Origin of the sequence: Streptomyces sp. NBC_01268 (genome assembly GCF_036240795.1) — a bacterium.
GTDB lineage: Bacteria > Actinomycetota > Actinomycetes > Streptomycetales > Streptomycetaceae > Streptomyces.
On sequence record NZ_CP108454.1, the window covers coordinates 4,538,036 to 4,562,627 of the forward strand.

The following is a 24,592-nucleotide window of genomic DNA, read 5'->3' on the forward strand; positions in this document are numbered from 1 at the left end:
CTCCACCTTCGTAGCCTTCGGTTACAGTCTTGAACAACGCGGATCCCCGATGCATGTCGGGGTGCCGACCGCGTCTCACAATCGAATACCGCTCATCCAGAGGGGCAGAGGGAAACGGCCCGTTGAAGCCCCGGCAACCCTCCAGTCGGTTACTCGTCCTCCAGCGAGGTCCCCGACTAGGGAAGGTGCCAAATCCGTCTCATGGCGAAAAATTCGTCATGGGAAAGATGAGGAGAAAGGGCCTCGCCTCCATGGCTGCACAGACCGTCGCACCCGGAACCACCGTCGACCTCGGTCCCGCTTCCGGACTCTCTTGTCGCGAATGCGGCGAATCCTTCCCGCTCGGCCCGATCTTCGCCTGCGAGCTCTGTTTCGGCCCGCTCGAAGTCGCGTACGACCTGCCCTCCGGTGACCCGGAGGAGCTGCGCAAGCGCATCGAGGCCGGCCCCGCCAACATCTGGCGCTACGCCCCGCTGCTGCCCGTCCCGGCCGACGTCGCCGAGAAGCCGAACCTGAACCCCGGCTGGACCCCGCTCGTCAAGGCCGACAACCTGGCCCGCGAGATCGGCGTCGAGCCCGGCAAGCTGTTCGTCAAGGACGACTCCGGCAACCCGACCCACTCCTTCAAGGACCGGGTCGTCGCCCAGGCCATCGAGGCCGCCCGCGCCTTCGGCTTCACCACCCTGTCCTGCTCCTCCACCGGCAACCTGGCCGGCGCCGTCGGCGCGGCCGCCGCCCGGGCCGGCTTCCGCTCCTGCGTGTTCATCCCGCACGACCTGGAACAGGGCAAGGTCGTCATGGCCGGTGTCTACGGCGGTGACCTCGTCGCCATCGAGGGCAACTACGACGACGTCAACCGCTTCTGCTCGGAGCTCATCGGCGACCCGCTCGGCGAGGGCTGGGGCTTCGTCAACGTCAACCTGCGCCCGTACTACGGCGAGGGCTCCAAGACGCTCGCGTACGAGATCTGCGAGCAGCTCGGCTGGGTCATCCCCGACCAGCTGGTCATCCCGATCGCCTCCGGCTCGCAGCTCACCAAGATCGACAAGGGTCTGCAGGAGCTCATCAAGCTGGGCCTGGTCGAGGACAAGCCGTACCGGATCTTCGGCGCCCAGGCCGAGGGCTGCTCCCCGGTCTCCGTCGCCTTCAAGGCCGGCCACGACGTGGTGAAGCCCCAGAAGCCGAACACCATCGCCAAGTCCCTCGCCATCGGCAACCCGGCCGACGGGCCGTACGTGCTCGACATCGCCCGCCGCACCGGCGGCGCCGTGGAGGACGTGAACGACGAGCAGGTCGTGGACGCGATCAAGCTGCTCGCCCGCACCGAGGGCATCTTCGCCGAGACCGCGGGCGGCGTGACCGTCGGCGTCACCAGGAAGCTGGTCGAGGCGGGTCTGATCGACCCGACGCTGACGACGGTGGTCCTCAACACCGGCGACGGCCTCAAGACCCTCGACGCCGTTGCCGACAGCTCTCAGGCGACCGCCACCATCCGCCCGAGCCTGGACGCGTTCCGCGACGCGGGCCTGGCCCACTGAAAGGTACGTGACCCCATGGCCGTCAACGTCCGCATCCCCACCATCCTCCGCACCTACACCGGTGGTCAGTCCGAGGTGAAGGCGGAGGGCACGACCCTCGCCGAGGTCATCGCCGACCTGGAGAAGAACCACGCGGGCATCGCCGCCCGTGTCCTGGACGACCAGGGCAAGCTGCGCCGCTTCGTCAACGTGTACGTCAACGACGACGACGTGCGCTTCGAGCAGGGCCTGGAGACCGCGACGCCGGACGGCGCGGGCGTCTCCATCATCCCGGCGGTCGCCGGCGGCTGCTGAGCCGCGGGGCCCGGTGGGCCCCCGGGGTCCGCTCGGGCCCCTCGGGCCTCCTCCGCCCCTTCCGCGCTTACCCGCGGTATCCGTCTTATCTGAATTGCCCCTTCCGCGAGAAGAAGCGGAGGGGGCAATTCTGCATGGTTGAGCGCGGTAGAGTTGGGGAAGTCCCCTCCGCTGCTCATGCCAGGCGCATATGAGAATGCGCCCGTGCGCGACAAGAAGCAGCCAAAGTGCCCGTGCCTTGTGTACCTTCTGCGCGCTTTGCCCGGCCCGACTTGACCCGGAATTCAAGGGAATCTCCCCAATTCGCCTTTCAGGCCTGCCCAGAATTCTCGTCCGATTGACCTGTTGCAGAGGGCAGTTGGGCAGATACATTCAGCCGCGGTCGACGCGTTCCGGCGCAGGGTCTGACCCGGGTCCGCGAAGTGCGGCCCCGCGCAAGGGCCAGTAATAGGGGAGTTAGGCATGGCTCAGGGCACCGTCAAGTGGTTCAACGCGGAGAAGGGCTACGGCTTCATCGCGGTCGACGGTGGTGCGGATGTTTTCGTCCACTACAGCGCGATCCAGATGGACGGCTACCGCACCCTTGAAGAAGGGCAGCGGGTCGAGTTCGAGATCTCGCAGGGCCAGAAGGGTCCGCAGGCGGACATGGTCAAGCTCGCCGCCTCTGCCTGAGCGCGGCGCGATCGGCCACCGACGCACTTCCGTCGAGGGGCCCGCATCCAGACCGGATGCGGGCCCCTCGTCATGTCCGGCGCCGGGCGGGGCGCCCCGCGGGGCGGACATGTGCGCCCGGCGCGTGCGCCCGGCTCGTGCTCCCAGGGGTGACCGATCCTCGGTAGTCGCTTGCACTCGCATGGGGCGAGTGCTAATCATTGGCGTTAGCACTCTGAAGGTGAGAGTGCTTAATCGAGGATCGGGCAGACGAGGCCCGCGGCCAGGTGGGGCAAGGAACCACAGGGCTCGCAGGCCGTCCGTCGCGGGCGTCGGCGCGGTCCAGGAGCGTTATCCACCCCATGTCCGGGAGGACCACTTCACATGGCCAAGATCATCGCGTTCGACGAGGAGGCCCGGCGCGGTCTCGAGCGCGGCATGAACCAGCTCGCTGACGCCGTCAAGGTCACCCTCGGCCCGAAGGGCCGCAACGTCGTCCTCGAGAAGAAGTGGGGCGCCCCCACGATCACCAACGATGGTGTCTCCATCGCCAAGGAGATCGAGCTCGAGGACCCGTACGAGAAGATCGGCGCCGAGCTGGTCAAGGAAGTCGCCAAGAAGACGGACGACGTCGCCGGCGACGGTACGACCACCGCCACCGTCCTCGCCCAGGCGCTCGTTCGCGAGGGCCTGCGCAACGTGGCCGCCGGTGCCAACCCGATGGCCCTCAAGCGCGGCATCGAGAAGGCCGTCGAGGCCGTCTCCGGCGCCCTGCTCGAGCAGGCGAAGGATGTCGAGACCAAGGAGCAGATCGCTTCCACGGCCTCCATCTCCGCCGCCGACACCCAGATCGGCGAGCTCATCGCCGAGGCGATGGACAAGGTCGGCAAGGAAGGCGTCATCACCGTCGAGGAGTCGCAGACCTTCGGGCTCGAGCTCGAGCTCACCGAGGGCATGCGCTTCGACAAGGGCTACATCTCGGCGTACTTCGCGACCGACATGGAGCGCATGGAGGCGGCCCTGGATGACCCGTACATCCTGATCGTCAACTCCAAGATCTCCTCCGTGAAGGACCTGCTCCCGCTCCTGGAGAAGGTCATGCAGTCGGGCAAGCCGCTGCTGATCATCGCCGAGGACGTCGAGGGCGAGGCGCTGTCGACGCTGGTCGTCAACAAGATCCGCGGCACCTTCAAGTCCGTCGCCGTCAAGGCCCCGGGCTTCGGCGACCGCCGCAAGGCCATGCTGAACGACATCGCCATCCTCACCGGCGGCACGGTCATCTCCGAGGAGGTCGGCCTCAAGCTGGAGAACGCGGGCCTCGACCTGCTGGGCCGCGCCCGCAAGGTCGTCATCACCAAGGACGAGACCACCATCGTCGACGGTGCCGGTGACAGCGAGCAGGTCGCCGGTCGCGTGAACCAGATCCGCGCCGAGATCGAGAACAGCGACTCGGACTACGACCGCGAGAAGCTCCAGGAGCGCCTCGCGAAGCTGGCCGGCGGCGTGGCCGTCATCAAGGCCGGTGCCGCGACCGAGGTCGAGCTCAAGGAGCGCAAGCACCGCATCGAGGACGCCGTTCGCAACGCGAAGGCGGCCGTCGAGGAGGGCATCGTCGCCGGTGGCGGCGTCGCCCTGCTGCAGGCCTCCGCGGTCTTCGAGAAGCTGGAGCTGGACGGCGACGAGGCCACCGGTGCCAACGCCGTCAAGCTGGCCCTGGAGGCCCCGCTCAAGCAGATCGCCGTCAACGGTGGTCTCGAGGGTGGCGTCGTCGTGGAGAAGGTGCGCAACCTCCCCGTCGGCCACGGCCTGAACGCCGCGACCGGTGAGTACGTCGACATGATCGCCGAGGGCATCATCGACCCGGCGAAGGTCACCCGCTCCGCGCTGCAGAACGCGGCGTCCATCGCGGCCCTGTTCCTCACCACCGAGGCCGTCATCGCCGACAAGCCGGAGAAGGCGTCCGCGCCGGCCGGCGGCGGCATGCCGGGCGGTGACATGGACTTCTGATCCTCGTAGAGGATCGGCGGTTCATCGCTGAACGCCGAAGGGCGGCACCCCGTGGGGGTGCCGCCCTTCAGTCGTGTGCGGAGCGCAGGAGGTCAGCGGACGTCGACGTAGTCGCCCTTGCCGGCCGAGTCGAAGTGCGACGCGTCACCGACGTGGACGAGGGTGTACGTGCCGTCCACCGTGGTCCGTGCCTTCAGGGCCGTCTGGCCCGCGGCGTTGGTGTGCCCCCAGGCGACGGTCTTCCACGTCTTCGAACCCCACGCGGCGAACCGCAGCTGCACCGGCTGGTTGGCCAGCGGCTTCCAGCCGCCCTGGTCGTGCTGCACCGTGCCGCGCACCGTGACCACGCCGCCCTTGCGGATCGGCTCCGGCGTCGCGTCCACCGACAGGACGCGGGTGGAGGTCCGGGTCACGTGGAAGGTGCGGCTGACGGACTCCGCGTAGGAGTCCGAGGTGAGCGTCCGCAGCCGGAACCAGCCGCCCCTGGACGCCAGGCCGAAGCCGAACGCCCGCCGCACATCGGTGGAGAGCTGCGTCGAGGCGACCTTCTTCCAACCGGTCAGCCCGTCCGGGGACTGCTCCAGGAGCACCGTCTGCTGGGTCGTGTAGCCCGCCCAGTGCTCGTACGGGGAGCGGAACTGGCCGTACACGGCGAGCCGTCCGTCGCCGCCGAGCCGGTACCCCATCAGGGTCGTCCGGGTGTCCAGCGGCATGGCGAGCGGACCCGAGGCGTACAGCCCGTTCTGGAACATGCCCGTGCCCTGGACGCCCCACCCGGTGCTGTCCGGGCCCGGCGCGGCGACGAGCCGCACGGTGAACCGGCCGTCGGCGTCGGAACGCAGCGGCTTGCGGACCCCGTTGCCCAGGTACGCCTCCAGCGGCTCGTCGGCGACGGGCGTGCCGTCCACGGGATCGGTGACCCGGCCGGTGATCGTGACGGTCTCACCGTTCAGCGCGCGGGTCCGGTCGGCGGCGGCGGCGACCGTCATCTTCCTGGTCCGGATGTCGACGCTGTCGTAGATCCCGGCAGTGCCGTGCACCTCGTCGCTGTTCTCGCTGAACACCGCCCGGTACGCGTCCCAGCGCGTCCCCACCGCGACCGGCCCGGCGGCGAAGGTGCCGTCGGCGTCGGTCACGGCGGACCCGAGCGGCGTGTCGTCCGCCCAGCGCTCGACGGTCACGGAGCGCCCGGGCAGCGGGACCTGGTCGCCGGACCCCGGCTGGATGCCGGCCAGCGCGCCCGTCGGGTGCCCGTTCCGGTCGGCCCAGGTGGCGGCGCCGGCGTCGAAGCGGGTCAGGAGCGGACGCAGGGTGAAGTCGAGGGTGCCCGCGTCCGTGCGCGTGACGGTGTTGCCGAGCGAGTCGGTGGCCGTCACGTCGATCGCGTACCTGCCGAGCGCCGGGAGGGTGCCGCCGTCCTCGGTGAGCTTGAGCGTGGACTCCGGCGGCAGGGAGAACACGTTCCGGTCCGACGGGCTCGGGGCGAGCGAGGGCAGGTCGGCGAGGACGGCGTCGCCCCGGCGGATCCGGGCGGACACCGCGGTGACGGTGGCCTGTGGCGCGTCGGTCCACGCGGTCACCCGGAAGGTGCCGCGCAGGGTGTCGACGGTCTGGGCCCGGCCGATGCCCATGGTGGCGGGGGCCGGGGCGGGGTCCTCGGCGAGGGCGGGTGCCGCCCCGGCGCTCAGGGCGAGGACCGTGACGAGGGTGACGGCGGAGAGCCGCCGGAGGTCAGCGCGCATCGACATAGAAGTCCTTCGACTCGCTGTAGAAGTAGCCGGCCTTGGTCTGCGTGGCCAGACCCCAGGTGCCGTCGCCGTAGGTGACGGTGGTGACGCTGAAGGCGCCGGTGGAGCCGGTGGCGATGTTCTTCGCGGCCCAGTACCAGGTCCGCTCGCCCTTGGGCTTGACGTACAGCGTCACCCGCGCGCCGGGCATGGCCTTCCAGACGCCGTTCACCTTCTGCTGCACGACACCCTTGACGGTCATCTTTCCGTTGACCCGCGGCCGCGTGGGGCTGTAGGTGACGTTGACGATCCGGGTGGGGATGCGGGACAGGCGCACGTTCGTGCTGTTCCTGGCGACGAAGCGGTCGCTCTCCGGGTGGTAGATCCGGTAGACCGCGTTGACGTAGCCCCAGGTGCCGAAGTCGTACCAGCAACCGGTGTCGACATAGCCGGACTTCAGGGTGCGGAAGGTGCGGCCGTTGTCCAGGGAGACCTGGAGGGCGACCCAGTCGGGCTTGGTGTCGCAGTAGCGGGTGCCGGTGCCGAGCCGTCCGCGGGCCTTCACCCAGCCGTACTCGTCCAGGGTCATGGTGGCGCTGGAGTACGCGAGTTGCTGCGGCACCGCGATCTCCGCGGTGTCGTACACGTGGGTCGTCCGCAGCGCGAAGTAGACGGACGGCTTCGGCAGCGTGTACAGCCGGGCCGTCGCGTACTGGACCCGGGCCGGGTAGGCGAAGGAGCCGTCCGACGCCGTGTCGCCGCCGCCGAGCGGGGTGACCGGGTCGGTGGACGGGTACGGCTCGGTGCCGGCGGTGACGACCGGGACGCCGGCGAAGCCCTGCCAGCCCTCCTCGGTCAGCCGCTCCACACGGCCCGAGACCTTGACGTCCGTACCGGCGGGGACGCGGTACTTGCCGGCGTCCGAGGTGACCCGGTACGTCAGCTTCTCCACGCCCACGGCGGGCAGACGGCGCGCCGCCCCCGGGTCGGTGTCGGCGGTCGCGGCGACGACCTCGGCCGTGCCGCCGGTGATCTCGTCGTCCGCGGTGAAGGGCACCGAGAAGGTGCCGTCGGCGGCGGTCGCGACGGTGGTGGTCCGGGACCGGGGCTTGGAGAAGGCGTCGCTGAGGTTCAGCACGACCTTGACCGGGGTGCCCTCGGCGGCCGGGCCGGTGGTGTCCGTGGCCGGGTTCCAGGTGGTGGCCGTACCGGACAGGACGACGTTCCGGCTGTCGTAGCTGGTGGTCGTGCGGTCGAAGGAGGCGGCGGAGACCCCGGTGTGCAGCCGGTAGCCGAAGCTGCCGCCGGTCCAGCGCTGTACGGTGCCGCCGGGCAGCCGGTAGTCGACGGCGAGCGGGTAGTCCCCGAGGGCGGTGCCCTCGGGGAGCCGGATCGGAGCGTCGGTGGTCCAGGCCGAGTAGGCCGAAAGCGAGAGCTCGTCCGTCGAGGCGAGCACGGTGGCGTCCGGGGCGGCCGAGGCGAGGACGCTCACCTTGATCCACAGGGCGTCGTCCGGCAGTCCGACGGTCAGCCGGCCGTCGTCCAGGGTCGTGGTGCGGCCGACGGTGGCGGCGTACGCGGTCGGGGCCGCGACGGCGGCGGGCAGGGCGACGCCCGCCGACAGGGCGAAAACGGTGGCCGCACGCACGAGGGCATGCGGCAAGGTGCGCTTCGAGCGCATCAGAGGGACCCCCCACAGGTCGAAAAAGACGCGGCGCTCGGTGGCGCGTGATGATCGCGGGCCGCGTGGACAGCACGATAGCGCTAGATCGTTGAACGTGTTCACTGGATTGCCTGTTCGCCGCCGCAGTCCGGCAGGGGCATCCTGAGAGGAGAGCCCGGCGCCCTCAGGCAGTGGCCTCCGGGCAGCGGTCGGACGGGAGAGCGCGATGATCACGCTGCTGACGACACCGGCGGAACGCGAGCTGGTCATCACCCGCACCTTCGAGGCGCCCGTGAGCCGGGTGTGGGAGGCCTGGACGCGGACCGAGCACGTGCGGGCCTGGTACGGAGTGGCGGGGCTGACCATGTCCGTCTGCGAGATCGACCTGCGGCCGGGCGGCGCGTGGCGCTGGGGCCAGCGCACCCCGGACGGCCAGGAGATCGTCTTCTCGGGCGCGTACGAGGAGATCGTCCCGGCCGAGCGGCTCGTCTACTCGGAGCACTTCGAGCAGATGCCGGACGCCGAGCCGGTCCGCGTCGTCCTCGCCTTCGACGCCACCCCCGACGGCGGCACGGCGCTGACCAGCACCTCCTTCTGGCCGTCCACGGAGATCCGGGACCAGGCGCTGGCCGCGGGCATGGAGGCGGGGGTGAAGGAGCAGTACGACCGGCTGGCCGACCACCTCCGCAGGATGTGACCGCCCTGGAGGTCCCGCGGCTGACGGCGGACGGGCTGCTGCTGCGCCCCTGGGAGCTGGCGGACCTGCCGCTGGTCCGCGAGGCGTCGGCCGACCCGTACATACCGCTGATCACGACCGTCCCGCCGGTCTGGTCGCGGGCGGCGGGCGAGGCGTTCGTGCGGCGCCAGTGGGCCCGCGCGCAGAGCGGCGCGGGCTACCCCTTCGTCATCGCCCGCACCTCCGACGCGCGCCCCCTCGGCACGATCGGCCTGTGGCTCCGCGACCTCCCCGAGGGGCGCGCGACCCTCGGCTACTGGCTCGCCCCGCACGCCCGGGGCAACGGCACCGCCGCCCGTGCCCTCGCCGCCCTCACCGCCTGGGCCACCACCGAACTCCGCGTCCCCCGACTCCAGCTCCTCGTCGAACCCTGGAACGAGCCCTCGGCCCGCACGGCCGAACGGGCCGGGTTCGTACGGGAGGGGGTGCTGCGGGGGTGGCAGGAAGTGGGCGGGGTGCGGCGGGACATGGTGATGTACGGGCGGGTGGCCGGCCCCCGCGCGGGAGGCGCGGCCGGATCTCAGAGCGCGGGCAGCTCGTAGCGCAGCAGGGCGCGGGCCATGGGCTCGCCGGTGCGCCGGGCGTGCGCGGCGCGTGCCTTGACCTCGCGGAGCGTGCGGGGGCGCCAACCGGGGCCGCCGCAGCAGCTCTTGTGGAAACCGATGCCCGCGTTCAGCAGGACCGACAGCGCCCGCCAGGCCGCCACGTCCCGCCGCCGGGGCGGCGCGAACGCGGAGCCGGCGTGGATCATCACCCGCGCGCAGCGCGGACACCGCCGCTCCCGGGTGATGTCGAGGTACGGCTGCTTGTACGACGCCCGACACGGCAGACAGACGAACGAGGTCTTGGCATAGCCCATGGGCGCAGCGTAGAAGGTGCCGCGACCCGACCACCATCGGGATTCGGCTCCCACGCGTCAGCCCCGGCGGAACAGCCCGGTCCAGGGGGTGTCTTGTCCCGTCACTCCGTTCCGTCCCGTTGTCCCTCCGGGCCCGCCAGCAGGCCCGTGTCCTGGCCCGCGCGCTCCAGGGACGCCGTCACGAAGCCGTTCGCCTTCAGTTCCTCGATCGTCGCGCGGAGGAACGCGACCGTCTCCGCGGAGCGCGTCACCGGGGTGCCGACGGCCTGGCGGATCTGCATGAAGCGGGGGTCGAGGAGGCGGACCTCCGGGTGGGCGGCCGCGTACGCGGTCATCGGCTGGCGGATGCCCGCGCCCGCCTCCAGGCCCTGCGCCGCGAACGTGTCGACGCCCTCCTCGCCGCGCACCAGTTCCGCGTGGCGCAGGGTGCGGGTGAGGTAGAGGTCGTACGCGGAGCCCGCCTTCACCCCGATGCGGACGCCCGGGGCGTCCACCTCCTCGGGGCTCGTCAGGGCGGAGTCGCGCGGCACCGCGTACACGCCCTCGATGACGACGTACGGAGCCGTGAACGCGACCTCCGCCTCCCGCGCCGGCTCGACGGCGAGGAAGCAGAGGTCGGCGCGGCCGGTCGCCATCGCCTCGTACGACTTGCGCGCCGCGTCGAAGCAGAGCAGCTCCACCGGTACGCCGAGCCGGGCGCCGATCTCGCGGGCCAGGTCCACGGTGATGCCGGCGGGCGCCTCCGGGGTGCCCTGGGCCAGGACCGGGTTGCCCAGGTTGATCGAGGCGCGCAGGGTGCCGGTCGGGGCCAGGTCCCGGACGAGGGCGGGCGTTGTCGTCACAGAGGTCATGGGGCCGGAGTGTAGAGCCCGGGGGGTGGGTTTCGGCAGGTCAGGCGGGTGGGGCGGGGAGTCGTACGGGTACGGGGGCGCCGTCACGGACCCGTCGGGGCGTGCGCCTCCGCCAGGCGGGACAGGTCCTCGTCCGTCAGCCGCAGCGCGCCCGCCGCCACGTTGGCCGTCAGGTGGCCGAGGTCGCCGGTGCCGGGGATGGCGAGCAGGTGGGGGCCCTGGTGGAGGGTCCAGGCGAGGCGGATCTGGGCCGGGGACGCCCCGTGCTCCCGGGCCACGGCCAGGATCGCGTCCGGCTCCGCGGCGGCCGTCGTGCCCGCCTCCCGGCCCGCCGCGGCGATCGAGTAGAACGGCACGAACGCGATGCCCTGTTCGCCGCAGTGGCGGACGAACTCGGTGTACTCCGGGCGCACTCCGATCCCGTACATGTTCTGCACGCACACCACGGGCGCTATCCTCCGCGCCTCTTCGAGCTGCTCGGGCGTGACGTTCGAGACGCCGAGGTGGCGGATGAGGCCGGCCTCGCGGAGTTCGGCGAGGGCGCCGAAGCGTTCGGCGACGGAGTCGGTGCCGAGGACCCGGAGGTTGACGACGTCGAGGTGGTCGCGGCCGAGCTGGCGCAGGTTCTCCTCGACCTGGGCGCGCAGCGCCGCCGGGGTGCGGGCGTGCTCGGTCCAGGCGCCGGAGGTGTCGCGCGCGGGGCCGACCTTCGTCGCGATGACGAGGTCGTCGGGGTAGCGGCCCGAGGGCCCTGCGAGCGCGCGGTTGATGAGCTCGTTGGCGGAGCGCAGGCGCGAGAAGTAGAAAGCGGCGGTATCCAGGTGGTTCACGCCGAGCTCGACGGCCCTGCGCAGGACGCCGATCGCCTGCTCGCGGTCCCTTGGCACGGCGTCCTCGATGAGGGCGCCGCCGGTCTGCGGCAGCCGCATGGTGCCGAAGCCGACGCGGCGGACGGGGAGGTCGCCGAGCGTCCACGTGCCCGCGGCGGCGGCGGACGGGGAGACGGCGGGGGCAGGGGCGGGGGTGATCCGGTCTGAGGTCATGGCGGGGATGATCTCCCGCCGGGCCCGTCCTGGCCAGCCGCTTTCTCCGGCCGTACGCTGCGTCCGACGTGATCGCGGCTCGGGGGAGGCGGGGGAATGGCGGCTGCACGCGAGGGCAGACCGGTGCGGGTGTGGCAGGTGCGGCAGCTGCACGCCGACGGGGACCGCGCCGAACGGACCGCCCGGCGCTTCCTCCTGAGCGCCCGGCTGATGGCGGCCGCCGCCGTCCTGCTCGGCCATCTCGCGGTGCTGCTGCTCTGGCTGGACCCCGCCCCGCCCGGGCAGCGGTGGGCGCTCGGCGTCGGCGCGGCGGCGCTCGGCTGCGGGGCGGCGTGGGTGACGGTGCTCGCCCGGGCGGGGAGGTGGCTGCGGGCCGGCGTGATCGCCGACGCGGGCAGCGGCCCGCCGCCCGCGACCGCTCTGCTGCCCGACGCCCTCGGCGGGCCGCCCGACTGGCTGGGGGACTGGGCGCGGCTGCTGCACCTGGTGTCGATGTGCGTACCGCTCGGCGCGCTGACCGCCGCCCTGGCGAGCGCGCCGGGCGACGCCGGCATGATCAAGCTGGCCGCCTGGGGCGCCACCGGCTTCGCGCTGCTGCTCACCGGGATCATGGGCGGCATCGTCGGCGGTCTGGCCTTCGGCCTGGTGGACACGGACGAGGAGTGCTGGACGGTACGAGGGGCCCTACGCCGCCTCCGCCGGTACGCCGTGCCGTTCCTGCTCGCGGCGCCGTGGCTGGCCGGCTGGACCTCGGGCTGGTCGGCACTGCTCGTGGGCGGGGCGCTGCTGTGGCTCCTGATCGCGCCGGTGAACTACGTGGGCATGCAGATACCGGGGACGTCCTCGTCCGACTGACGCACCCGGCCGCGACGGGCCCGTCGCGCCTCTCTCCCCGGCTCTCCCCCTCCGGCTCTCTTCCCTCCGGCTCTTCCCTCCGGCTCTCCCCCCCCGGCTCTCTTCCTTCCGGCTCTCCCCCCTCCGGCTCTCTCCGCTCCCCTCCCTCCCCGCTCCCCGCTCTCCGCTCCGCTCTCTCCCCGCCTCCGCCACCCCGGGGGCTACCCCCACCCCCCACCCGCGTGCCTGCCGGATGGGGGGCTGACGCATGGTCAACGATGCTTCCTGCATGACGACTTCCGCTGGTATCGCGCTCGCCCTCGCCCTCGCCTCCGCCGCCCTCGCCCCCACGGCGAGCGCCGCCCCGGTGGCCCCCTCCGCCCCCTCCCTGAGCTGGTCCGCGTGCGGTGACGCGGCCCTCGGCCAGGAGTGCGCCACGCTCACCGTCCCGCTCGACTACGCGGATCCGCACGGGCGGCAGGTCGGGCTCGCCGTGTCCCGGATCCTCAGCGACCGGCCCGAGGCGCGGCGCGGGGTCCTGCTCGTGGTGCCCGGCGGGCCCGGCGGGTCGGGGGTGCAGCGCCTGTCGACGAAGGGAGCGGCGCTGGGGAAGGAGCTCGGCGGGGCCTACGACCTGGTGGGCTTCGATCCGCGCGGGGTCGGCGGCAGCATGAAGGCGGACTGCGGGCTCGCGGACGACGACCGGCGCCTCGTGAACCTGCGCAGCTGGCCCGCCGCCGACGGCTCCATCGACGCGTCGGTCGAGCGCTCCCGTCGCACCGCGGAGGCCTGCGCCCGCAACGGCGGCGCCGAGCTGCGCAGCCTCACCACCGCCAACCAGGTCCGGGACATGGACCGGCTGCGGGCGGCGCTCGGCGAGCGGAAGGTGTCGGTGTGGGGCGTCTCGTACGGCACGTACGTCACCGCGCAGTACGCGCAGAAGTTCCCGCACCGCACCGACCGGCTGGTCCTCGACAGCAGCGCCGACCCGAACCCGCGCACCGTCGCCCAGGGCTGGCTGCGGGGGATGGCGCGGGGCGCCGAGGACCGCTTCCCCGACTTCGCCGCGTGGGCCGCGCACCCGGACCGGGCGAAGGACGGGCTGCGGCTCGCCGAACGCGCCGAGGACGTGCGCCCCCTCGTCCTCGGTCTCGCCGCCCGGCTGGACCGGGAGCCGAAGCCCTCGACCACGGACGGCGTGCCGCTGACCGGCAACCTGCTGCGGCAGGCCCTGCAGATGGCCCTCTACTCGGACTCCCAGTTCGAGGGCCTGGCCCGGCTGGTCCAGCAGGCCCGCACCGCGTCCGCGACGCCCGTCCTGCCGCCGGCCCTGTCCGGCCCGATGCCCGGTGCCGACGCGGCCGTCACGGTCGGCGTGATCTGCAACGACGTGAAGTGGCGGGGTTCCGTCCGCTCGTACGAGCGTGCCGTGGCCGCCGACCGGGCCGCGTACCCCCTGACGGCGGGCATGCCGGCCAACATCACGCCCTGCTCCTTCTGGAAGGGCGGCCCGGTCGAGCGGCCCACCCGCCTCACCGACGAGGGCCCCTCCAACATCCTCATGATCCAGAGCCTGCGCGACCCCGCCACCCCGCACTCGGCCGGCCTCAAGATGCGCGAGGCCCTCGGCGCCAAGGCCCGGCTGGTCTCCGTCGACCACGGTGGCCACGGCATGTACCTCGGCAACGGCAACCCCTGCGGCGACCGCACGGTGACCCGCTTCCTCCTGACGGGCGAGCGGCCGGCGACGGACGCCACCTGCTGAACCCGCCTCAGACCTTCGCCGGTTCCGGCGCCGGGCCCTCGGTCGAGGCCGCTGCTCCGGCTCCGGCGGGCGCGGGGGCGGTGGCCGGCTCCGCCGGGGCCGGGGTCTCCTCCGTGTCCACGTCGAACTCCTCGATCAGCTCCTTGCTGAAGCCGAAGAAGTACGTGGCCAGGAAGCCCACCACGTAGCCGACGAGCAGCCCGCCCGCGTAGATCGCGATCGTCTCGCCGAGGCCCTTGTTGCCGTCGAGGAGGGGGAAGAGGGCCCAGCCCGAGGGGCCGATGGCGGTGGAGCCGACCTGGTCGCCGAGCATGTTGAAGAGGCCGACGAAGCCGCCGCCGAAGGCGCCGCCGACGCAGGCGGTGATGAAGGGGCGGCCGAGGGGCAGCGAGACGCCGTAGATCAGGGGCTCGCCGACGCCGAGGAAGCCGGCGGGGAGGGCGGACTTGATGGTGCGGCGGATCGAGCCGTTGCGGGGCAGCTTGCGGTAGACGGCCATGGCCGCGCCGACCTGGCCCGCGCCCGCCATCGCCAGGATGGGCAGCAGGACGGTGAAGCCCTGCTGTTCGATCAGGGTGGTGTGGATGGGGATGAGCGCCTGGTGCAGGCCGAGCATCACCAGTGGGAGGAAGAGGCCGCCGAGGAGGAAGCCCGCCCCGGCGCCCGCGTGGGCGAGCAGCCAGGTGGCGAAGTCGCCGATGCCCTGGGAGATCTCCCCGGCGACGAACATCAGGCCGAAGATCGTGACGAGGCCGGAGATCAGGACCGTGAGGGTGGGGGTGACCAGCACGTCCAGGGACTCGGGCACCCAGCGGCGGCACCACTTCTCCACGTACACGGCGAGGACCGCCGCGCCGAGCGCGCCGAGGACACCGCCCTGGCCGGGGGAGAGGGTCTGGCCGAAGACCTCGATCTTGGCGACGCCCGCGAAGACGATGATGGAGGCGACCGCGCCGCCGAGGATGGGCGTGCCGCCGAACTCCTTGGCCGTGTTGAAGCCGACGAAGACCGCGATCAGGGCCATGAAGCCGCTCGCGATGGCGGCGAGCGCCGGGGTGATGCCGGGCAGCCAGCCGAGGTTGACGAGCAGGCCGTTGAGGCCGGCGATGATGCCGCAGCCGATGAGGGCGGGGATCAGCGGGACGAAGATGTTCGCGATCCGGCGCAGGAAGAGCTTGAACGGGGTGGAGTTCTTCGCCTTCTGCGCCGCCTTGATCGCGGCGCCCTGCGCGGCGAGGTCGTCCGCCGAGTGGGCGGGCGCGGGGGCCTCGGCGATCAGGGCCTCGAACTCGGGGGTCACCCGGGCGACCGTGCCCGGGCCGAGGACGATCTGGTACGTGTCGTCCTCCACCACGCCCATCACGGCCGGCACGGCCTTGAGGGCTTCGTCCTGGACGAGCGAGCGGTCCCGCAGACCCAGCCGCAGGCGGGTCATGCAGTGGGCCACGGAGCTGATGTTCCCGGCGCCGCCGACGAGGGGGAGGATCGCGGCGGCGATGGCGCGGTTCTTGTCGTCTGTGCTCATGGTGCGGTCGTGCCTTGCTGTGAGGGGGTGCCCGGCGGGGGTTACGGGGTGGTGGGGGCGGCGGGGTCCGTCGCGTGCAGGGCGGCCCGCAGGTGGCCCCGGGAGTCGTGCAGGCGCTGGTCGGCGGCCTTGGCATCGATGTCGGCGAGGAGCATGAGGATCGCGGTCTTCACCTCGCCGTCGGCGGCGGCGAGGGCGGTCTCGATCTGCTCGTCCGGCGCGCCGGTGGCGAGGGCCACGATGCGGCGCGAGCGGGCCTGCAGCTTCTCGTTGGAGGCGCGGACGTCGACCATGAGGTTCCCGTAGGTCTTGCCCAGCCGGATCATGGTGATCGTCGAGATCATGTTGAGCACCAGCTTCTGCGCGGTGCCCGCCTTCAGCCGGGTGGAGCCGGTGAGGAGCTCGGGGCCGGTGACGACCTCGATGCCGTGCTCGGCGGCGGCGGCGAGCGCGCTGTCCGCGTTGCAGGACAGGCCGATGGTCAGCGCGCCCTGGGCGCGGGCGTGTTCGACGGCGCCGATGGCGTACGGGGTGCGGCCGGAGGCGGAGATGCCGACGACGGTGTCGTCGGGGGTGAGCCCGAGCGCGGTGAGGTCCTGGACCGCCAGCTCCTTGGAGTCCTCGGCGCCCTCGACGGCCTTGACCATGGCCGAGGGGCCGCCCGCGATGAGGCCGACGACCTCGGAGGGGTCGGTGTTGAAGGTGGGCGGGCACTCGCTGGCGTCGAGGACGCCGAGCCGCCCGGCCGTACCGGCGCCCAGGTAGAGCAGCCGGCCGCCGCGCGCCATGCGGGCGGCGGTGGCGTCGATGGCGGCGGCGATGACGGGCAGCTGCTGGGCGACGGCGGCGGGGACGGACTGGTCCTCGCCGTTCATCAGCGCGGCGATCTCGGCGGTCGGGAGCTGGTCGATCTCGGCGAGCTCGGGCCGGAACGCCTCGGTGGTGAGGGTGGCGAGCTGGGCGCGCAGCGCGGAGTAGGCGGCGGCGCCGGAGGCGGTGGATGCGGTGGACACGGGGCGGCTCTCTCGTGTGTCAGCGGGTGCGGGGGGCGTGGCGGTGGGCGAGGGCTTCGTACGAGGCCGCGAGGGCAGGGGCCGCCGTCTCGTACGTACGTTGGGTGACGCAGGTGAACAGACAGTCCACGACCAGGAGCTGGCTGGTGCGGGACGACATGGCCGCGGGGCGCAGTTCGCTCTCGCGGGCGGTGGAGGTGGTCAGCACGTGGTCGGCGTACTGCGTGACCGGGCCGTCCGGGCGGCCGGTGATCGCCACCGTGGTGGCGCCGTGGTCGAAGGCGACCCGCAGCGGTTCTATGACGTCGCCGGTCGAGCCGGAGTGGGTGATGGCGATGGCGACGTCGCCGGAGCGGAGCTGGACGGCGTTGGTGACGGCGAGGTGCGGGTCGCTGTGGGCGTGGGCGATCAGGCCGATGCGCAGCAGCTTCTGCCCGAGGTCCTGGGCGACGAGGCCGGAGGCGCCGACGCCGTAGATGTCGACGCGGCGGGCGGTGGCGAGGGCGGCGACGGCGGCGCCGAGCTGGACGGTGTCGAGTCCGGCGGCGGTGTCGGCGAGGGTCTGCTGCTCGTCGTAGGCCAGCTTGGCGACGACGTCGGCGACCGGGTCGTCGACGGCGATGTCGGCGGTGACCGAGGGGGCCCGCCCGGACTGCTGCTGGGCGGCGAGGCCGGCCAGCGCGAGGCGCAGGTCGCGGTAGCCGGGGTAGCCGAGCAGGCGGGCGGTCCGCACGACGGTCGCCTCGCTGGTGCCGGTGAGCTCGGCGAGGCCGGTGACCGTGAGGGCGGCGCAGCCGGCGGGGTCCCCGGCGACGGCCTCGGCGACGCGCTGCATGGAGCGGGTCATGGAGGGGGCGAGGGTGCGCACCTTGGCCGCGAGGGCGGCGGGGGCGGGCGGGGCCGCGGGGGCCGCGGGCCCGGTGGCCGGCGCGGCCGGGGTCCCGGCGGGCGTCCCGGAGGCGCCGGTGAAACTTTCCTTCACTTCATTGGTCACATTATGAAAGATATTTTCGGCCCCTGGGGACCGTCAATACCCCGTTGGACCCGTTTCCGGGCAGGACCTTGGTCCCGTGCTCCCGCCCTCGCCGGGGCAGGGCATTGGTCCGGCGGGGTCCCTTGGGGCGAGAATGTGGGCATGGACGACATCGACCCCGTGGAACAGGCACTCCATGCCGCCCGCGCCCTGGTTCTCGCCGACCTGGTGGCCCGCGAGGTCGCCATGGCCGAGGTCGTCTCGATGGTCGAGGACGCCGTCTCCCACCGCCGCTGGTGGGTCGAGCAGTGGCCGGAGGGCGCGCCCTTCGTGGCCGGCCTCGTCGCCCAGGACGTCCAGGACGCCCTGCTCGAACGGTACGGCCGCTGGCCGCTCTGCCCGGTCTGCTCCTCGGGCGACCCGCACGCCCTCGACGTCGAACCCGAGATGGGCCCCGACCCGCACTGGGTCTGCGGCAAGCAGGGTGTCGTGGTCGCCCCCGTGGGCGGGCTGACGTGACCCTGTACATCGACCCGCCCTCGTGGCCGGGCCATGGCCGCATGTGGTCCCACCTGATCAGTGACGTCTCCTTCGAGGAGCTCCACGCCTTCGCCGCCTCGATCGGCGCGCCGGCCCGCGGCTTCGACGGCGACCACTACGACATCCCTTCCGACTACTACGCGGGCGCGGTGGCGGCGGGCGCGGTCGAGGTCGGCTCGAAGGAACTGCTCCGCCGCCTCACGGAGGCGGGCCTGCGCCGGCCGAAGGGACGGCCGGCGCAGGGGGAGGCGTGAGGGCCCGCCCGGGGTGCCTCAGACGCTGTAGCTGATCCCGGCGCCGTGCGTGGCCGCGACGGTGCCGGAGGCGTAGCCGTCGTGGATCTTGACGGGGTTGCCGTCGACGTTGCGCACCTTCAGCGTCGTACGGACCTGGGCGCAGCCGCCGAGCTGGGCACGGGTCAGGTGGAGGGTGTTGGCCGCCGTCTGGTGGTGCTTGGCGTCGGTGATGTTCCAGCGCGAGACGGGCCCGGTGAGGGCGGGGCCGCACAGGGAGCCGTCGGCGTTGCGGGGCTGGGCCTCGACCCAGGTCTCTACGGTCGTGCCGGTGTAGGCGGTGGTGCCGCCGGAGCAGATGGAGGAGCCGGCGGCGCAGGTGGACAGGGCGGCGTCCTGGTAGAGGACGAGGTCCGTGTCGCTCGCGGACGGGGTGTACGTGTATCCGAGCGTCGTCGCGGTGGTGGCGCGGGCGACGGTGGTGCCGCTGCCGGCGAGGAGCGTCCAGCGGGCGGTGGCCGGGTAGGCCTTGCGGGCCAGTTCGGCGCCGGCCGGGACGCGCATGGTGACGGTGCGGCCGTTCACGATGACGGAGGAGTACGAGACGACGGACAGCCGGCAGCTGTAACTGCCGTCGGCGGGGGCGACGAACACCCAGCGCAGGGCGGCGGTCAGCGAGGTCTCGCCCGGGGGGACGAGGTTGGCGGCCCAGTAGGAGCCCGCCTCGGTGCCGGCGGGGAGCGCGGAGCCGTCGGCGTTCCGGCAGCGGATGGCGAGGGTGTTGCCTATGTTGTCGCCGGCGGCGAGGGCGTCGACGGGCTCGGTGGAGAAGTACCGGGACCACAGGAACGAGCGCTCGCCGGCCGCGGCGTCGAAGGTGATCTCGGTGCCGGGCACGTCGAGGTAGCTGCCGGCGTTCCGCGTCACCTCGTACGGGAAGTCGGCCGAGACGGCGCTCGCGGGCGCGGCGGTGAACACCGCGCCCGCGAGGGCGAGTACGAGCGCACCGGCCGCGGCGGCGGCGGTCCGAAGGGTCGTGCTGAGACGCACTGGAGGTCCTGCTCTCTCGTCGGCGGGGATCCCTCCGGCGGGAGGGTCAGCGGGACGATACGACCTTCCGCTCCCGCGGCGCACCCGAGGCCACGACCCGGGAGGCGCCCTGGTGGAGCCGGAGCGACACGGCGACGGTGGCGAGCGCGAGCAGCGTCATGGCGGCGCCGGCCCAGGCGGGGGAGGCGTAGCCGTGCCCGGCGTCGATGACGGTGCCGCCGAGCCAGGGGCCGCCGGTGTTGCCGAGGTTGAAGGCGGCGGTGGTGGTGGCGCCGGCCAGGGTGGGGGCGGCGCCGGCGACGTTGAACATGCGGGCGTTGAGCGCGGGCGCCGTGGAGAAGCAGGAGACGCCGAGCAGGAAGGTCAGCGTGATCGTGGCGACCGGGCTGGAGGCGAACAGGGCGAGCGCGGTGAGGAAGACGGTGGAGGCGGTGACGCCGCTGAGCAGCACGCCGAAGAGGTGGGCGTCGGCGACCCGGCCGCCGATGTACGTACCGATGAGGGCGCCGATCCCGAAGAGGCCGAGGACGCCGGAGACCCAGCCGTCGTCGAGGCCGGAGACGTCGGTGAGCAGCGGGGCCAGGTAGGAGAAGGCGCAGAAGACGCCGCCGGCGGCGAGGGCGGTGAGCAGGACGGAGAGCAGGACCTGCCGGTCGCGGTAGATGACGAGCTCGGACCGGAGCCGCGGCCGGGTCTCGGGCCGGGGGATGTGCGGGATCTTCGTCAGGACGCCCACCAGGGCGATCGCGGAGGCCGCGCCGACGGCCCAGAAGGCGGACCGCCAGCCGAGGTGCTCGCCGAGGAAGGCGCCGGCGGGGACGCCGAGCACGTTGGCGATGGACAGGCCGCCGATCATGACGGCCATGGCCCGCGCCCGGGCCCCCACCGGCACCATGGCGATGGCGACGGCGGCGCCCACGGCCCAGAACCCGGCACAGGCCAGCGCGCTCACGACCCGCGAGGCGAAGAGCACCGCGTAGTTCGGCGCGAGCGCCCCGGCGACCTGGCCGAGCCCGAAGAGGGTGATCAGCGCGACGAGCGTGGTCTTCCGCGGCAGCCGCAGCGTGGCCACGGCGAGCAGCGGGGCGCCGACGACCATCCCGATGGCGAACGCCGATATGAGCAGCCCCGCGGTGGGGATGGACACGTCCATGTCCTCCGCGATGGGCGGCAGCAGCCCGGAGAGCATGAACTCGCTCGTCCCGAGCGCGAACACGGAGAGACCGAGGATGTAGACGGCCAGGGGCATACGGGCGGGGGCGGGGCCTCCGGGCGGCGCGGAGGCGTCGACGGCGGGCTCGGACGAGGAAAACGGCATGACATGCGCAACCTGGCGTTTGTGCCTGTCATTCCGCCCCCGGAGATCGTCTCGGGATACGGGACGGTCACCTCCGCGCGGCCCTCCCGGGCCCCGGCCGCCGTGACCGCTACCGCCCCGTGTGGGGGCGGAGTCGGTCGAGGCGGCCTCCTGCGCCGCCCGGCATCCCGCGGGCCGCCGGGCCGGCCGCGCTCCCGACGCCGGAGCCCCTGGGGCGGGCTTACCCCGCGTCCTCCACCGGCGGACGGCGGGGCCTACCGCTCGTCCTCCACCGGTGCCCGCAGCTCCGCCAGTTCCCGCTCCAGGTTCGCCCGCGCCCGCTCCTCCCAGGCCGCCGCCCCGTACGGCGTGCGGAAGAGGCGGGGGAGGGAGAGGAGGTGGGTGAGGATGGTGGCGCGGCCTTCTCGGAAGGCGGGGTCGGGGACGAAGGCGTATTCCTCGCGGACGGCTGCCGTATACCCCGTATAGGTATCCAGCGGGCTCGCCAGGATCGCCAGGTCCGCGTCGCACAGGGTCTCGCCGTTGAGGTCACCGGGGGCCGGGTCGTGGGTGGCCGTGAGGCGGACCAGGCGGGCCACCTCGGCTACTTCGTGAGCCGTGAGGCCCGCTTCGGGGAGGGCTCTTTCGGCCAGGTTCGCCGAGCGCTCCTCGTTCTCCGAGCGGTCCGGCCGGTAGACCGCGTCGTGGAACCACGCGGCCAGGCGGACGAGCTCCAACTCACCGCCCTCGCCGCCCTGATCGGCCAGTTCGTCGATGCGGTGGAGGACCGCCGCCAGGTGGTCGACGGTGTGGTACCTGCGCTGCGGCTCGGCCCAGCGGGACAGCAGGTTCCGGCCGTACGGCAGGGGGTCCGGGCCTTCGCGGCCGGCGCGGGCGGCGAGCAGGGTCGAGGTCCAGCGGCGGAGCAGTTCGCGCTCCCGGTCTGTCTCCTGATCCGTGGTCATGGTGGGCATTCTGCCGTGCCGGTCGCCTGTCGCACGTGCCCTCGCCGCGCGGAGGCGCGCGCTCCCTTTTGCGCCCCACCTCGCCTTCATCCCACTCTTACATACCCCCCAAGGGTATGCTACGGTGCAGCGCACAGGTACCCCCCAGGGGTATGCCTCGACCGGTCTCGGACCGTTTCGAGGGTCTCCCGGGGGTCGGAACGCGAGCGAAGGGTCAGGGCAATGTCAACCGTCAATCCCCGGCGCTGGTGGGCACTTGTCGTGCTCGCCGCCGCACAGTTCATGGTCATCATGGACACCTCGATCATCGGGGTGGCGCTCCCCGAGATGCAGAAGGACCTGGGCTTCTCCCAGGGTGAGCTCCAGTGGGTGTTCAACGCCTACGTGATCGTCTTCGGCGGACTGCTGCTGCTCGGCGGCCGGCTCTCCGACCTCATCGGCGCCCGCAAGATCTTCGTCTCCGGCTGGGTCGTCATGATCGCGGGATCCGTCCTCGCGGCCGTCGCGCAGACCGCCTGGGTCGAGATCCTGGGCCGTGCCGTCCAGGGCGTCGGCGGCGCGCTCATCGCGCCCTCCGCCATGACCCTCCTCATGATGCTCTTCATGCACGACCCGAAGGAGCTCGGCAAGGCCATGGCGCTCTACGGTGCCGCCGCCCCCGCCGGCGGCACCGCGGGCGTCTTCCTCGGTGGCGTCTTCACCGAGTGGGCCGCCTGGCAGTGGTGCTTCATCATCTACGTGCCCATCGGTCTCGCGACCCTCGCCGCGACCAAGCTGCTCCCGAGCGTCGAGGCCCGCCGCGGCTCCGTCGACGTCCTCGGCGCCGTCGCCGTCACCGCCGGTCTCGCGCTCGCCGTCTTCGCGGTCGTCCGCGCCCCCGAGGTCGGCTGGGGCTCCACCGGCACGATCGTCCAGCTGGCCGGCGCCGTCGTCCTGCTGATCCTCTTCTTCGTGATCCAGAAGGCCATCCGCGAGCCCCTCATGCCGCTCAGCGTGTGGCGGGTGCCGCGCCTCGGCTCGGCCAACCTGGCGATGACGCTGCTCGGCGCCGCCTGGATCCCGATGTGGTACTTCCTCAACCTCTACCTCCAGCAGGTCCTCGGCTACGGCGCCTTCGCCTCCGGTGCCGCGCTGCTCCCGATGACCGTGCTGCTGATGATCTTCATGACGGCCATCACCGCCAGGCTGATGGCGAAGTTCGGCGCCAAGCCGCTCATCGGCATCGGTCTGCTCGTCCTCGCCGCCGGCCTGGTCTGGCTGGCCGCCGTCGAGCCCACGGGCACCTTCCTCGTCGACGTCCTGCCGGCCTCGCTGGTCGCCGCGCTCGGCATGTCCCTGGCCTACATCCCGGCCATGATCGCCGCGATGTCCGGCGCCCCGCAGGAGCAGGCAGGCCTCGCCTCCGGCATCGTCAACACCACCTACAACGTCGGCTCCGCGCTCGGCCTCGCCGCCCTCACCGCGGTCGCCATGTCCCAGGGCGCCGACCAGCTGGGCAACCTGCCGAAGCTGACGGACGGCTTCTCGTCCGCCTTCATCGGCGCCGCGATCATCGCCGCGGTCGGCGGTGTGATCACCCTCCTCGTGATGAAGAGCGACAAGGCGCTGGCCGCCGAGGCCGCCGTCCCCGCGCAGCAGAGCGGCGACAAGGTCTCCGCCTGACGCGGTCCCGCAGGGGCCGCCCGATGTCCGTCCGTCACGGCGGCGGACGTCGGGCGGCCCCTTTTTCGCGCCCGTATCCGCGCCCGTACCCGGTCGAAGGAGTCCGCAGTGGATTTGAACACCAGAGCCGTTCATGTCGTCAATCAGCCTTTCCAGCAGGGGAGTTGGCCGCTCTCCGTTCCTCTCGTCCAGTCCTCCGCCTTCGCCTTCTCCTCCGCCGACGAGCTCGCCGGGGCCATGGCCGGCCCCGACGGCCAGTACGTCTACAGCCGGCGCGGCAACCCGACCGTACGGGCCCTGGAGCAGACGCTCGCCGGGCTCGAAGGGGGTGCCGGGGCCATCGCCTTCGCCTCCGGGATGGGGGCGATCAGCGGGGTGTTCCTCGCGCTCCTCAAGCCGGGGGACCGGGTGGTCGCGCAGCGGTGTCTGTACGGGGGGACCTTCGCCGTCCTGTCGGATCTGGCGCAGCGGTACGGGATCGAGGTCGTGTACGTCTCCGGTGACGAGGTCGCCGAGTTCGAGGAGGCGGCCGTGCATCCGGCCACCCGGCTGCTCGTGCTGGAGACCCTCGCGAACCCCACCGGCCAGGTGGCCGACCTGCCGGGGCTGCTGGCGGCGGCCCGCCGGCTGGGGGTGACCAGCGTCGTCGACAACTCGCTCGCCTCGCCGGTGCTGTGCCGCCCGATCGAGCTGGGCGCGGACGTGGTCGTGCACTCCACCACCAAGTACCTCTCGGGCCACTCGGACGTGCTCGGCGGCGCCGCCGTCTTCGCGGACGACGCGCTGCGCCGGAAGGTGTGGCCGCGCACGGTCGAACTGGGCGCCTGCGCCGACCCGTTCGCCGCCTGGCTGACGCTGCGCGGGATACCGACGCTGCCGCTGCGGATGCGGGAGCACTGCGCCAACGCGGCGGTCCTCGCGGAGCGGCTCGCGGGCCGCCGCGACGTGGCCGCGGTGCACTACCCGTGGCTGGCCGGGCACCCCTCGTACGACACGGCCCGCAAGGTGCTCTCCGGTGGCGGCGGGCTGCTCTCCTTCGAGCTGGCCGGCGGCCGGGAGGCGGGGAGGGCCTTCATCGAGCGGGTGCGGGTGGCGAAGCTGGCGCTGTCGCTGGGCGGGGTGGAGAGCCTGGTGACCCATCCGGCCTCCACCTCCCACCGGGAGCTGGACGCCGAGGCGCTGGCGGCGGCCGGGATCGCGCCCGGTCTGGTGCGCATGTCGGTCGGTATCGAGGGGGTCGAGGACCTGTGGAGCGACATCGAGCGCGCGCTCGCCCACGGAGGCGGTGAAGACCCCGGCGGATGGGGTCATGTGAGCCTTCTTTTGGGTTGACAAAATAAATGAGCAATTCGTAGATTGGGTAGTG

General features: G+C 72.6%; 23 protein-coding genes and 1 riboswitch. Of the genes, 12 read left to right on the plus strand and 11 right to left on the minus strand.

Translation table 11 applies throughout. The features are described from left to right. Window positions 1-89: 89 nt before the first annotated feature. A riboswitch (SAM riboswitch) is annotated at window positions 90-234 on the plus strand. 17 nt (window positions 235-251) lie between these two features. From thrC to groL, 4 genes are all read left to right on the plus strand, one after another. Next, window positions 252-1,538 (plus strand): threonine synthase, encoded by a 1,287-nt coding sequence (thrC, locus tag OG309_RS20220; RefSeq protein WP_329422763.1) that lies wholly within the window; start codon window positions 252-254, stop codon window positions 1,536-1,538. A 15-nt stretch (window positions 1,539-1,553) separates the two neighbouring features. Continuing rightward, entirely contained in the window at window positions 1,554-1,832 is a 279-nt protein-coding gene (locus OG309_RS20225) for a MoaD/ThiS family protein (RefSeq protein WP_329422765.1), read from the plus strand. A gap of 462 nt (window positions 1,833-2,294) precedes the next feature. Beyond that, window positions 2,295-2,504, plus strand: coding sequence for a cold-shock protein (locus OG309_RS20230; RefSeq protein WP_265867325.1), 210 nt, complete (start codon window positions 2,295-2,297; stop codon window positions 2,502-2,504). 363 nt (window positions 2,505-2,867) lie between these two features. Beyond that, entirely contained in the window at window positions 2,868-4,490 is a 1,623-nt protein-coding gene (gene groL, locus OG309_RS20235; protein WP_329422768.1) for a chaperonin GroEL, read from the plus strand. A gap of 92 nt (window positions 4,491-4,582) precedes the next feature. Here the strand turns inward: groL and OG309_RS20240 are convergent, their stop codons facing one another. Beyond that, window positions 4,583-6,232 (minus strand): hypothetical protein, encoded by a 1,650-nt coding sequence (locus OG309_RS20240; protein WP_329422770.1) that lies wholly within the window; start codon window positions 6,230-6,232, stop codon window positions 4,583-4,585. Beyond that, window positions 6,222-7,865 carry a hypothetical protein gene (locus OG309_RS20245; RefSeq protein WP_329422772.1) on the minus strand — a complete coding sequence of 548 codons (1,644 nt, stop codon included), beginning with the start codon at window positions 7,863-7,865 and terminating at the stop codon, window positions 6,222-6,224. The genes OG309_RS20240 and OG309_RS20245 overlap by 11 nt, the downstream gene beginning before the upstream one ends. 241 nt (window positions 7,866-8,106) lie before the next feature. On the opposite strand from OG309_RS20245, the gene OG309_RS20250 reads away from it, so the two are divergent. Next, window positions 8,107-8,577: an SRPBCC domain-containing protein gene (locus OG309_RS20250; RefSeq protein WP_329422773.1), complete on the plus strand. Its 471-nt coding sequence runs from the start codon at window positions 8,107-8,109 to the stop codon at window positions 8,575-8,577. Further along, window positions 8,574-9,158, plus strand: a complete 585-nt coding sequence (locus OG309_RS20255) for a GNAT family N-acetyltransferase (RefSeq protein ID WP_329422775.1) — start codon at window positions 8,574-8,576, stop codon at window positions 9,156-9,158. The genes OG309_RS20250 and OG309_RS20255 overlap by 4 nt, the downstream gene beginning before the upstream one ends. On the opposite strand, the gene OG309_RS20260 is transcribed toward OG309_RS20255, so the two are convergent. From OG309_RS20260 to OG309_RS20270, 3 genes are all read right to left on the minus strand, one after another. Continuing rightward, on the minus strand, window positions 9,137-9,475 hold the full coding sequence (locus OG309_RS20260; protein WP_329422776.1) for a deoxyxylulose-5-phosphate synthase: 339 nt from the start codon (window positions 9,473-9,475) through the stop codon (window positions 9,137-9,139). The genes OG309_RS20255 and OG309_RS20260 overlap by 22 nt on opposite strands. A gap of 101 nt (window positions 9,476-9,576) precedes the next feature. Next, window positions 9,577-10,326, minus strand: a complete 750-nt coding sequence (locus OG309_RS20265; protein ID WP_329422778.1) for a transporter substrate-binding domain-containing protein — start codon at window positions 10,324-10,326, stop codon at window positions 9,577-9,579. Between the two features lie 83 nt (window positions 10,327-10,409). Beyond that, on the minus strand, window positions 10,410-11,369 hold the full coding sequence (locus tag OG309_RS20270; RefSeq protein ID WP_329422779.1) for an aldo/keto reductase: 960 nt from the start codon (window positions 11,367-11,369) through the stop codon (window positions 10,410-10,412). Window positions 11,370-11,465: 96 nt separating this feature from the next. Here OG309_RS20270 and OG309_RS20275 point away from each other — a divergent pair, with 96 nt between their 5' ends. Both OG309_RS20275 and OG309_RS20280 read left to right on the plus strand, forming a co-directional pair. Continuing rightward, the gene (locus OG309_RS20275) at window positions 11,466-12,224 is read left to right on the plus strand and encodes a hypothetical protein (RefSeq protein ID WP_329422781.1); all 759 of its coding nucleotides are present in this window, start codon (window positions 11,466-11,468) and stop codon (window positions 12,222-12,224) included. A gap of 268 nt (window positions 12,225-12,492) precedes the next feature. Further along, window positions 12,493-13,968 carry an alpha/beta hydrolase gene (locus tag OG309_RS20280; protein WP_329422782.1) on the plus strand — a complete coding sequence of 492 codons (1,476 nt, stop codon included), beginning with the start codon at window positions 12,493-12,495 and terminating at the stop codon, window positions 13,966-13,968. A 7-nt stretch (window positions 13,969-13,975) separates the two neighbouring features. On the opposite strand, the gene OG309_RS20285 is transcribed toward OG309_RS20280, so the two are convergent. From OG309_RS20285 to OG309_RS20295, 3 genes are read right to left on the minus strand one after another with little or no spacing between them, the layout of a single operon-like run. Next, the gene (locus tag OG309_RS20285; protein WP_329422784.1) at window positions 13,976-15,493 is read right to left on the minus strand and encodes a PTS transporter subunit EIIC; all 1,518 of its coding nucleotides are present in this window, start codon (window positions 15,491-15,493) and stop codon (window positions 13,976-13,978) included. 41 nt (window positions 15,494-15,534) lie between these two features. Further along, on the minus strand, window positions 15,535-16,506 hold the full coding sequence (gene murQ, locus OG309_RS20290; protein WP_329422786.1) for an N-acetylmuramic acid 6-phosphate etherase: 972 nt from the start codon (window positions 16,504-16,506) through the stop codon (window positions 15,535-15,537). A gap of 19 nt (window positions 16,507-16,525) precedes the next feature. After that, window positions 16,526-17,500 (minus strand): MurR/RpiR family transcriptional regulator, encoded by a 975-nt coding sequence (locus tag OG309_RS20295; protein WP_329422787.1) that lies wholly within the window; start codon window positions 17,498-17,500, stop codon window positions 16,526-16,528. A gap of 141 nt (window positions 17,501-17,641) precedes the next feature. Between OG309_RS20295 and OG309_RS20300 the strand changes: the two genes are divergently transcribed. Further along, complete coding sequence (locus OG309_RS20300) at window positions 17,642-17,998, plus strand: hypothetical protein (protein WP_329422788.1); 357 nt, start codon at window positions 17,642-17,644, stop codon at window positions 17,996-17,998. Further along, window positions 17,995-18,273, plus strand: a complete 279-nt coding sequence (locus OG309_RS20305; RefSeq protein ID WP_329422790.1) for a DUF4031 domain-containing protein — start codon at window positions 17,995-17,997, stop codon at window positions 18,271-18,273. Before OG309_RS20300 ends, OG309_RS20305 begins: the two co-directional genes overlap by 4 nt. An 18-nt stretch (window positions 18,274-18,291) precedes the next feature. On the opposite strand, the gene OG309_RS20310 is transcribed toward OG309_RS20305, so the two are convergent. The 3 genes from OG309_RS20310 to OG309_RS20320 all read right to left on the minus strand — a co-directional run bounded on the left by OG309_RS20310 (window position 18,292) and on the right by OG309_RS20320 (window position 21,564). Beyond that, window positions 18,292-19,302, minus strand: a complete 1,011-nt coding sequence (locus OG309_RS20310; protein WP_329422792.1) for a hypothetical protein — start codon at window positions 19,300-19,302, stop codon at window positions 18,292-18,294. A gap of 46 nt (window positions 19,303-19,348) precedes the next feature. Next, entirely contained in the window at window positions 19,349-20,551 is a 1,203-nt protein-coding gene (locus OG309_RS20315; RefSeq protein WP_329428453.1) for a Cmx/CmrA family chloramphenicol efflux MFS transporter, read from the minus strand. 323 nt (window positions 20,552-20,874) lie between these two features. Next, window positions 20,875-21,564, minus strand: coding sequence for an HD domain-containing protein (locus OG309_RS20320; protein WP_329422793.1), 690 nt, complete (start codon window positions 21,562-21,564; stop codon window positions 20,875-20,877). Between the two features lie 222 nt (window positions 21,565-21,786). Between OG309_RS20320 and OG309_RS20325 the strand changes: the two genes are divergently transcribed. Then, a complete protein-coding gene (locus OG309_RS20325; RefSeq protein WP_329422794.1) occupies window positions 21,787-23,226 on the plus strand; it encodes an MFS transporter in 1,440 nt (479 codons plus the stop codon). Window positions 23,227-23,334: 108 nt separating this feature from the next. After that, window positions 23,335-24,558 carry a trans-sulfuration enzyme family protein gene (locus tag OG309_RS20330; protein ID WP_329422796.1) on the plus strand — a complete coding sequence of 408 codons (1,224 nt, stop codon included), beginning with the start codon at window positions 23,335-23,337 and terminating at the stop codon, window positions 24,556-24,558. The last annotated feature ends 34 nt before the right edge of the window (window positions 24,559-24,592 follow it).

What these genes read in the sequence shown, in the direction of transcription:
- thrC (WP_329422763.1), top strand. Translation starts at nt 252, where the DNA reads ATGGCTGCACAGACCGTCGCACCCGGAACCACCGTCGACCTCGGTCCC.
- OG309_RS20225 (WP_329422765.1), top strand. Translation starts at nt 1,554, where the DNA reads ATGGCCGTCAACGTCCGCATCCCCACCATCCTCCGCACCTACACCGGT.
- OG309_RS20230 (WP_265867325.1), top strand. Translation starts at nt 2,295, where the DNA reads ATGGCTCAGGGCACCGTCAAGTGGTTCAACGCGGAGAAGGGCTACGGC.
- groL (WP_329422768.1), top strand. Translation starts at nt 2,868, where the DNA reads ATGGCCAAGATCATCGCGTTCGACGAGGAGGCCCGGCGCGGTCTCGAG.
- OG309_RS20240 (WP_329422770.1), bottom strand. Translation starts at nt 6,232, where the DNA reads ATGCGCGCTGACCTCCGGCGGCTCTCCGCCGTCACCCTCGTCACGGTC.
- OG309_RS20250 (WP_329422773.1), top strand. Translation starts at nt 8,107, where the DNA reads ATGATCACGCTGCTGACGACACCGGCGGAACGCGAGCTGGTCATCACC.
- OG309_RS20260 (WP_329422776.1), bottom strand. Translation starts at nt 9,475, where the DNA reads ATGGGCTATGCCAAGACCTCGTTCGTCTGTCTGCCGTGTCGGGCGTCG.
- OG309_RS20265 (WP_329422778.1), bottom strand. Translation starts at nt 10,326, where the DNA reads ATGACCTCTGTGACGACAACGCCCGCCCTCGTCCGGGACCTGGCCCCG.
- OG309_RS20270 (WP_329422779.1), bottom strand. Translation starts at nt 11,369, where the DNA reads ATGACCTCAGACCGGATCACCCCCGCCCCTGCCCCCGCCGTCTCCCCG.
- OG309_RS20275 (WP_329422781.1), top strand. Translation starts at nt 11,466, where the DNA reads ATGGCGGCTGCACGCGAGGGCAGACCGGTGCGGGTGTGGCAGGTGCGG.
- OG309_RS20280 (WP_329422782.1), top strand. Translation starts at nt 12,493, where the DNA reads ATGACGACTTCCGCTGGTATCGCGCTCGCCCTCGCCCTCGCCTCCGCC.
- OG309_RS20285 (WP_329422784.1), bottom strand. Translation starts at nt 15,493, where the DNA reads ATGAGCACAGACGACAAGAACCGCGCCATCGCCGCCGCGATCCTCCCC.
- OG309_RS20300 (WP_329422788.1), top strand. Translation starts at nt 17,642, where the DNA reads ATGGACGACATCGACCCCGTGGAACAGGCACTCCATGCCGCCCGCGCC.
- OG309_RS20315 (WP_329428453.1), bottom strand. Translation starts at nt 20,551, where the DNA reads ATGCCCCTGGCCGTCTACATCCTCGGTCTCTCCGTGTTCGCGCTCGGG.
- OG309_RS20320 (WP_329422793.1), bottom strand. Translation starts at nt 21,564, where the DNA reads ATGACCACGGATCAGGAGACAGACCGGGAGCGCGAACTGCTCCGCCGC.
- OG309_RS20325 (WP_329422794.1), top strand. Translation starts at nt 21,787, where the DNA reads ATGTCAACCGTCAATCCCCGGCGCTGGTGGGCACTTGTCGTGCTCGCC.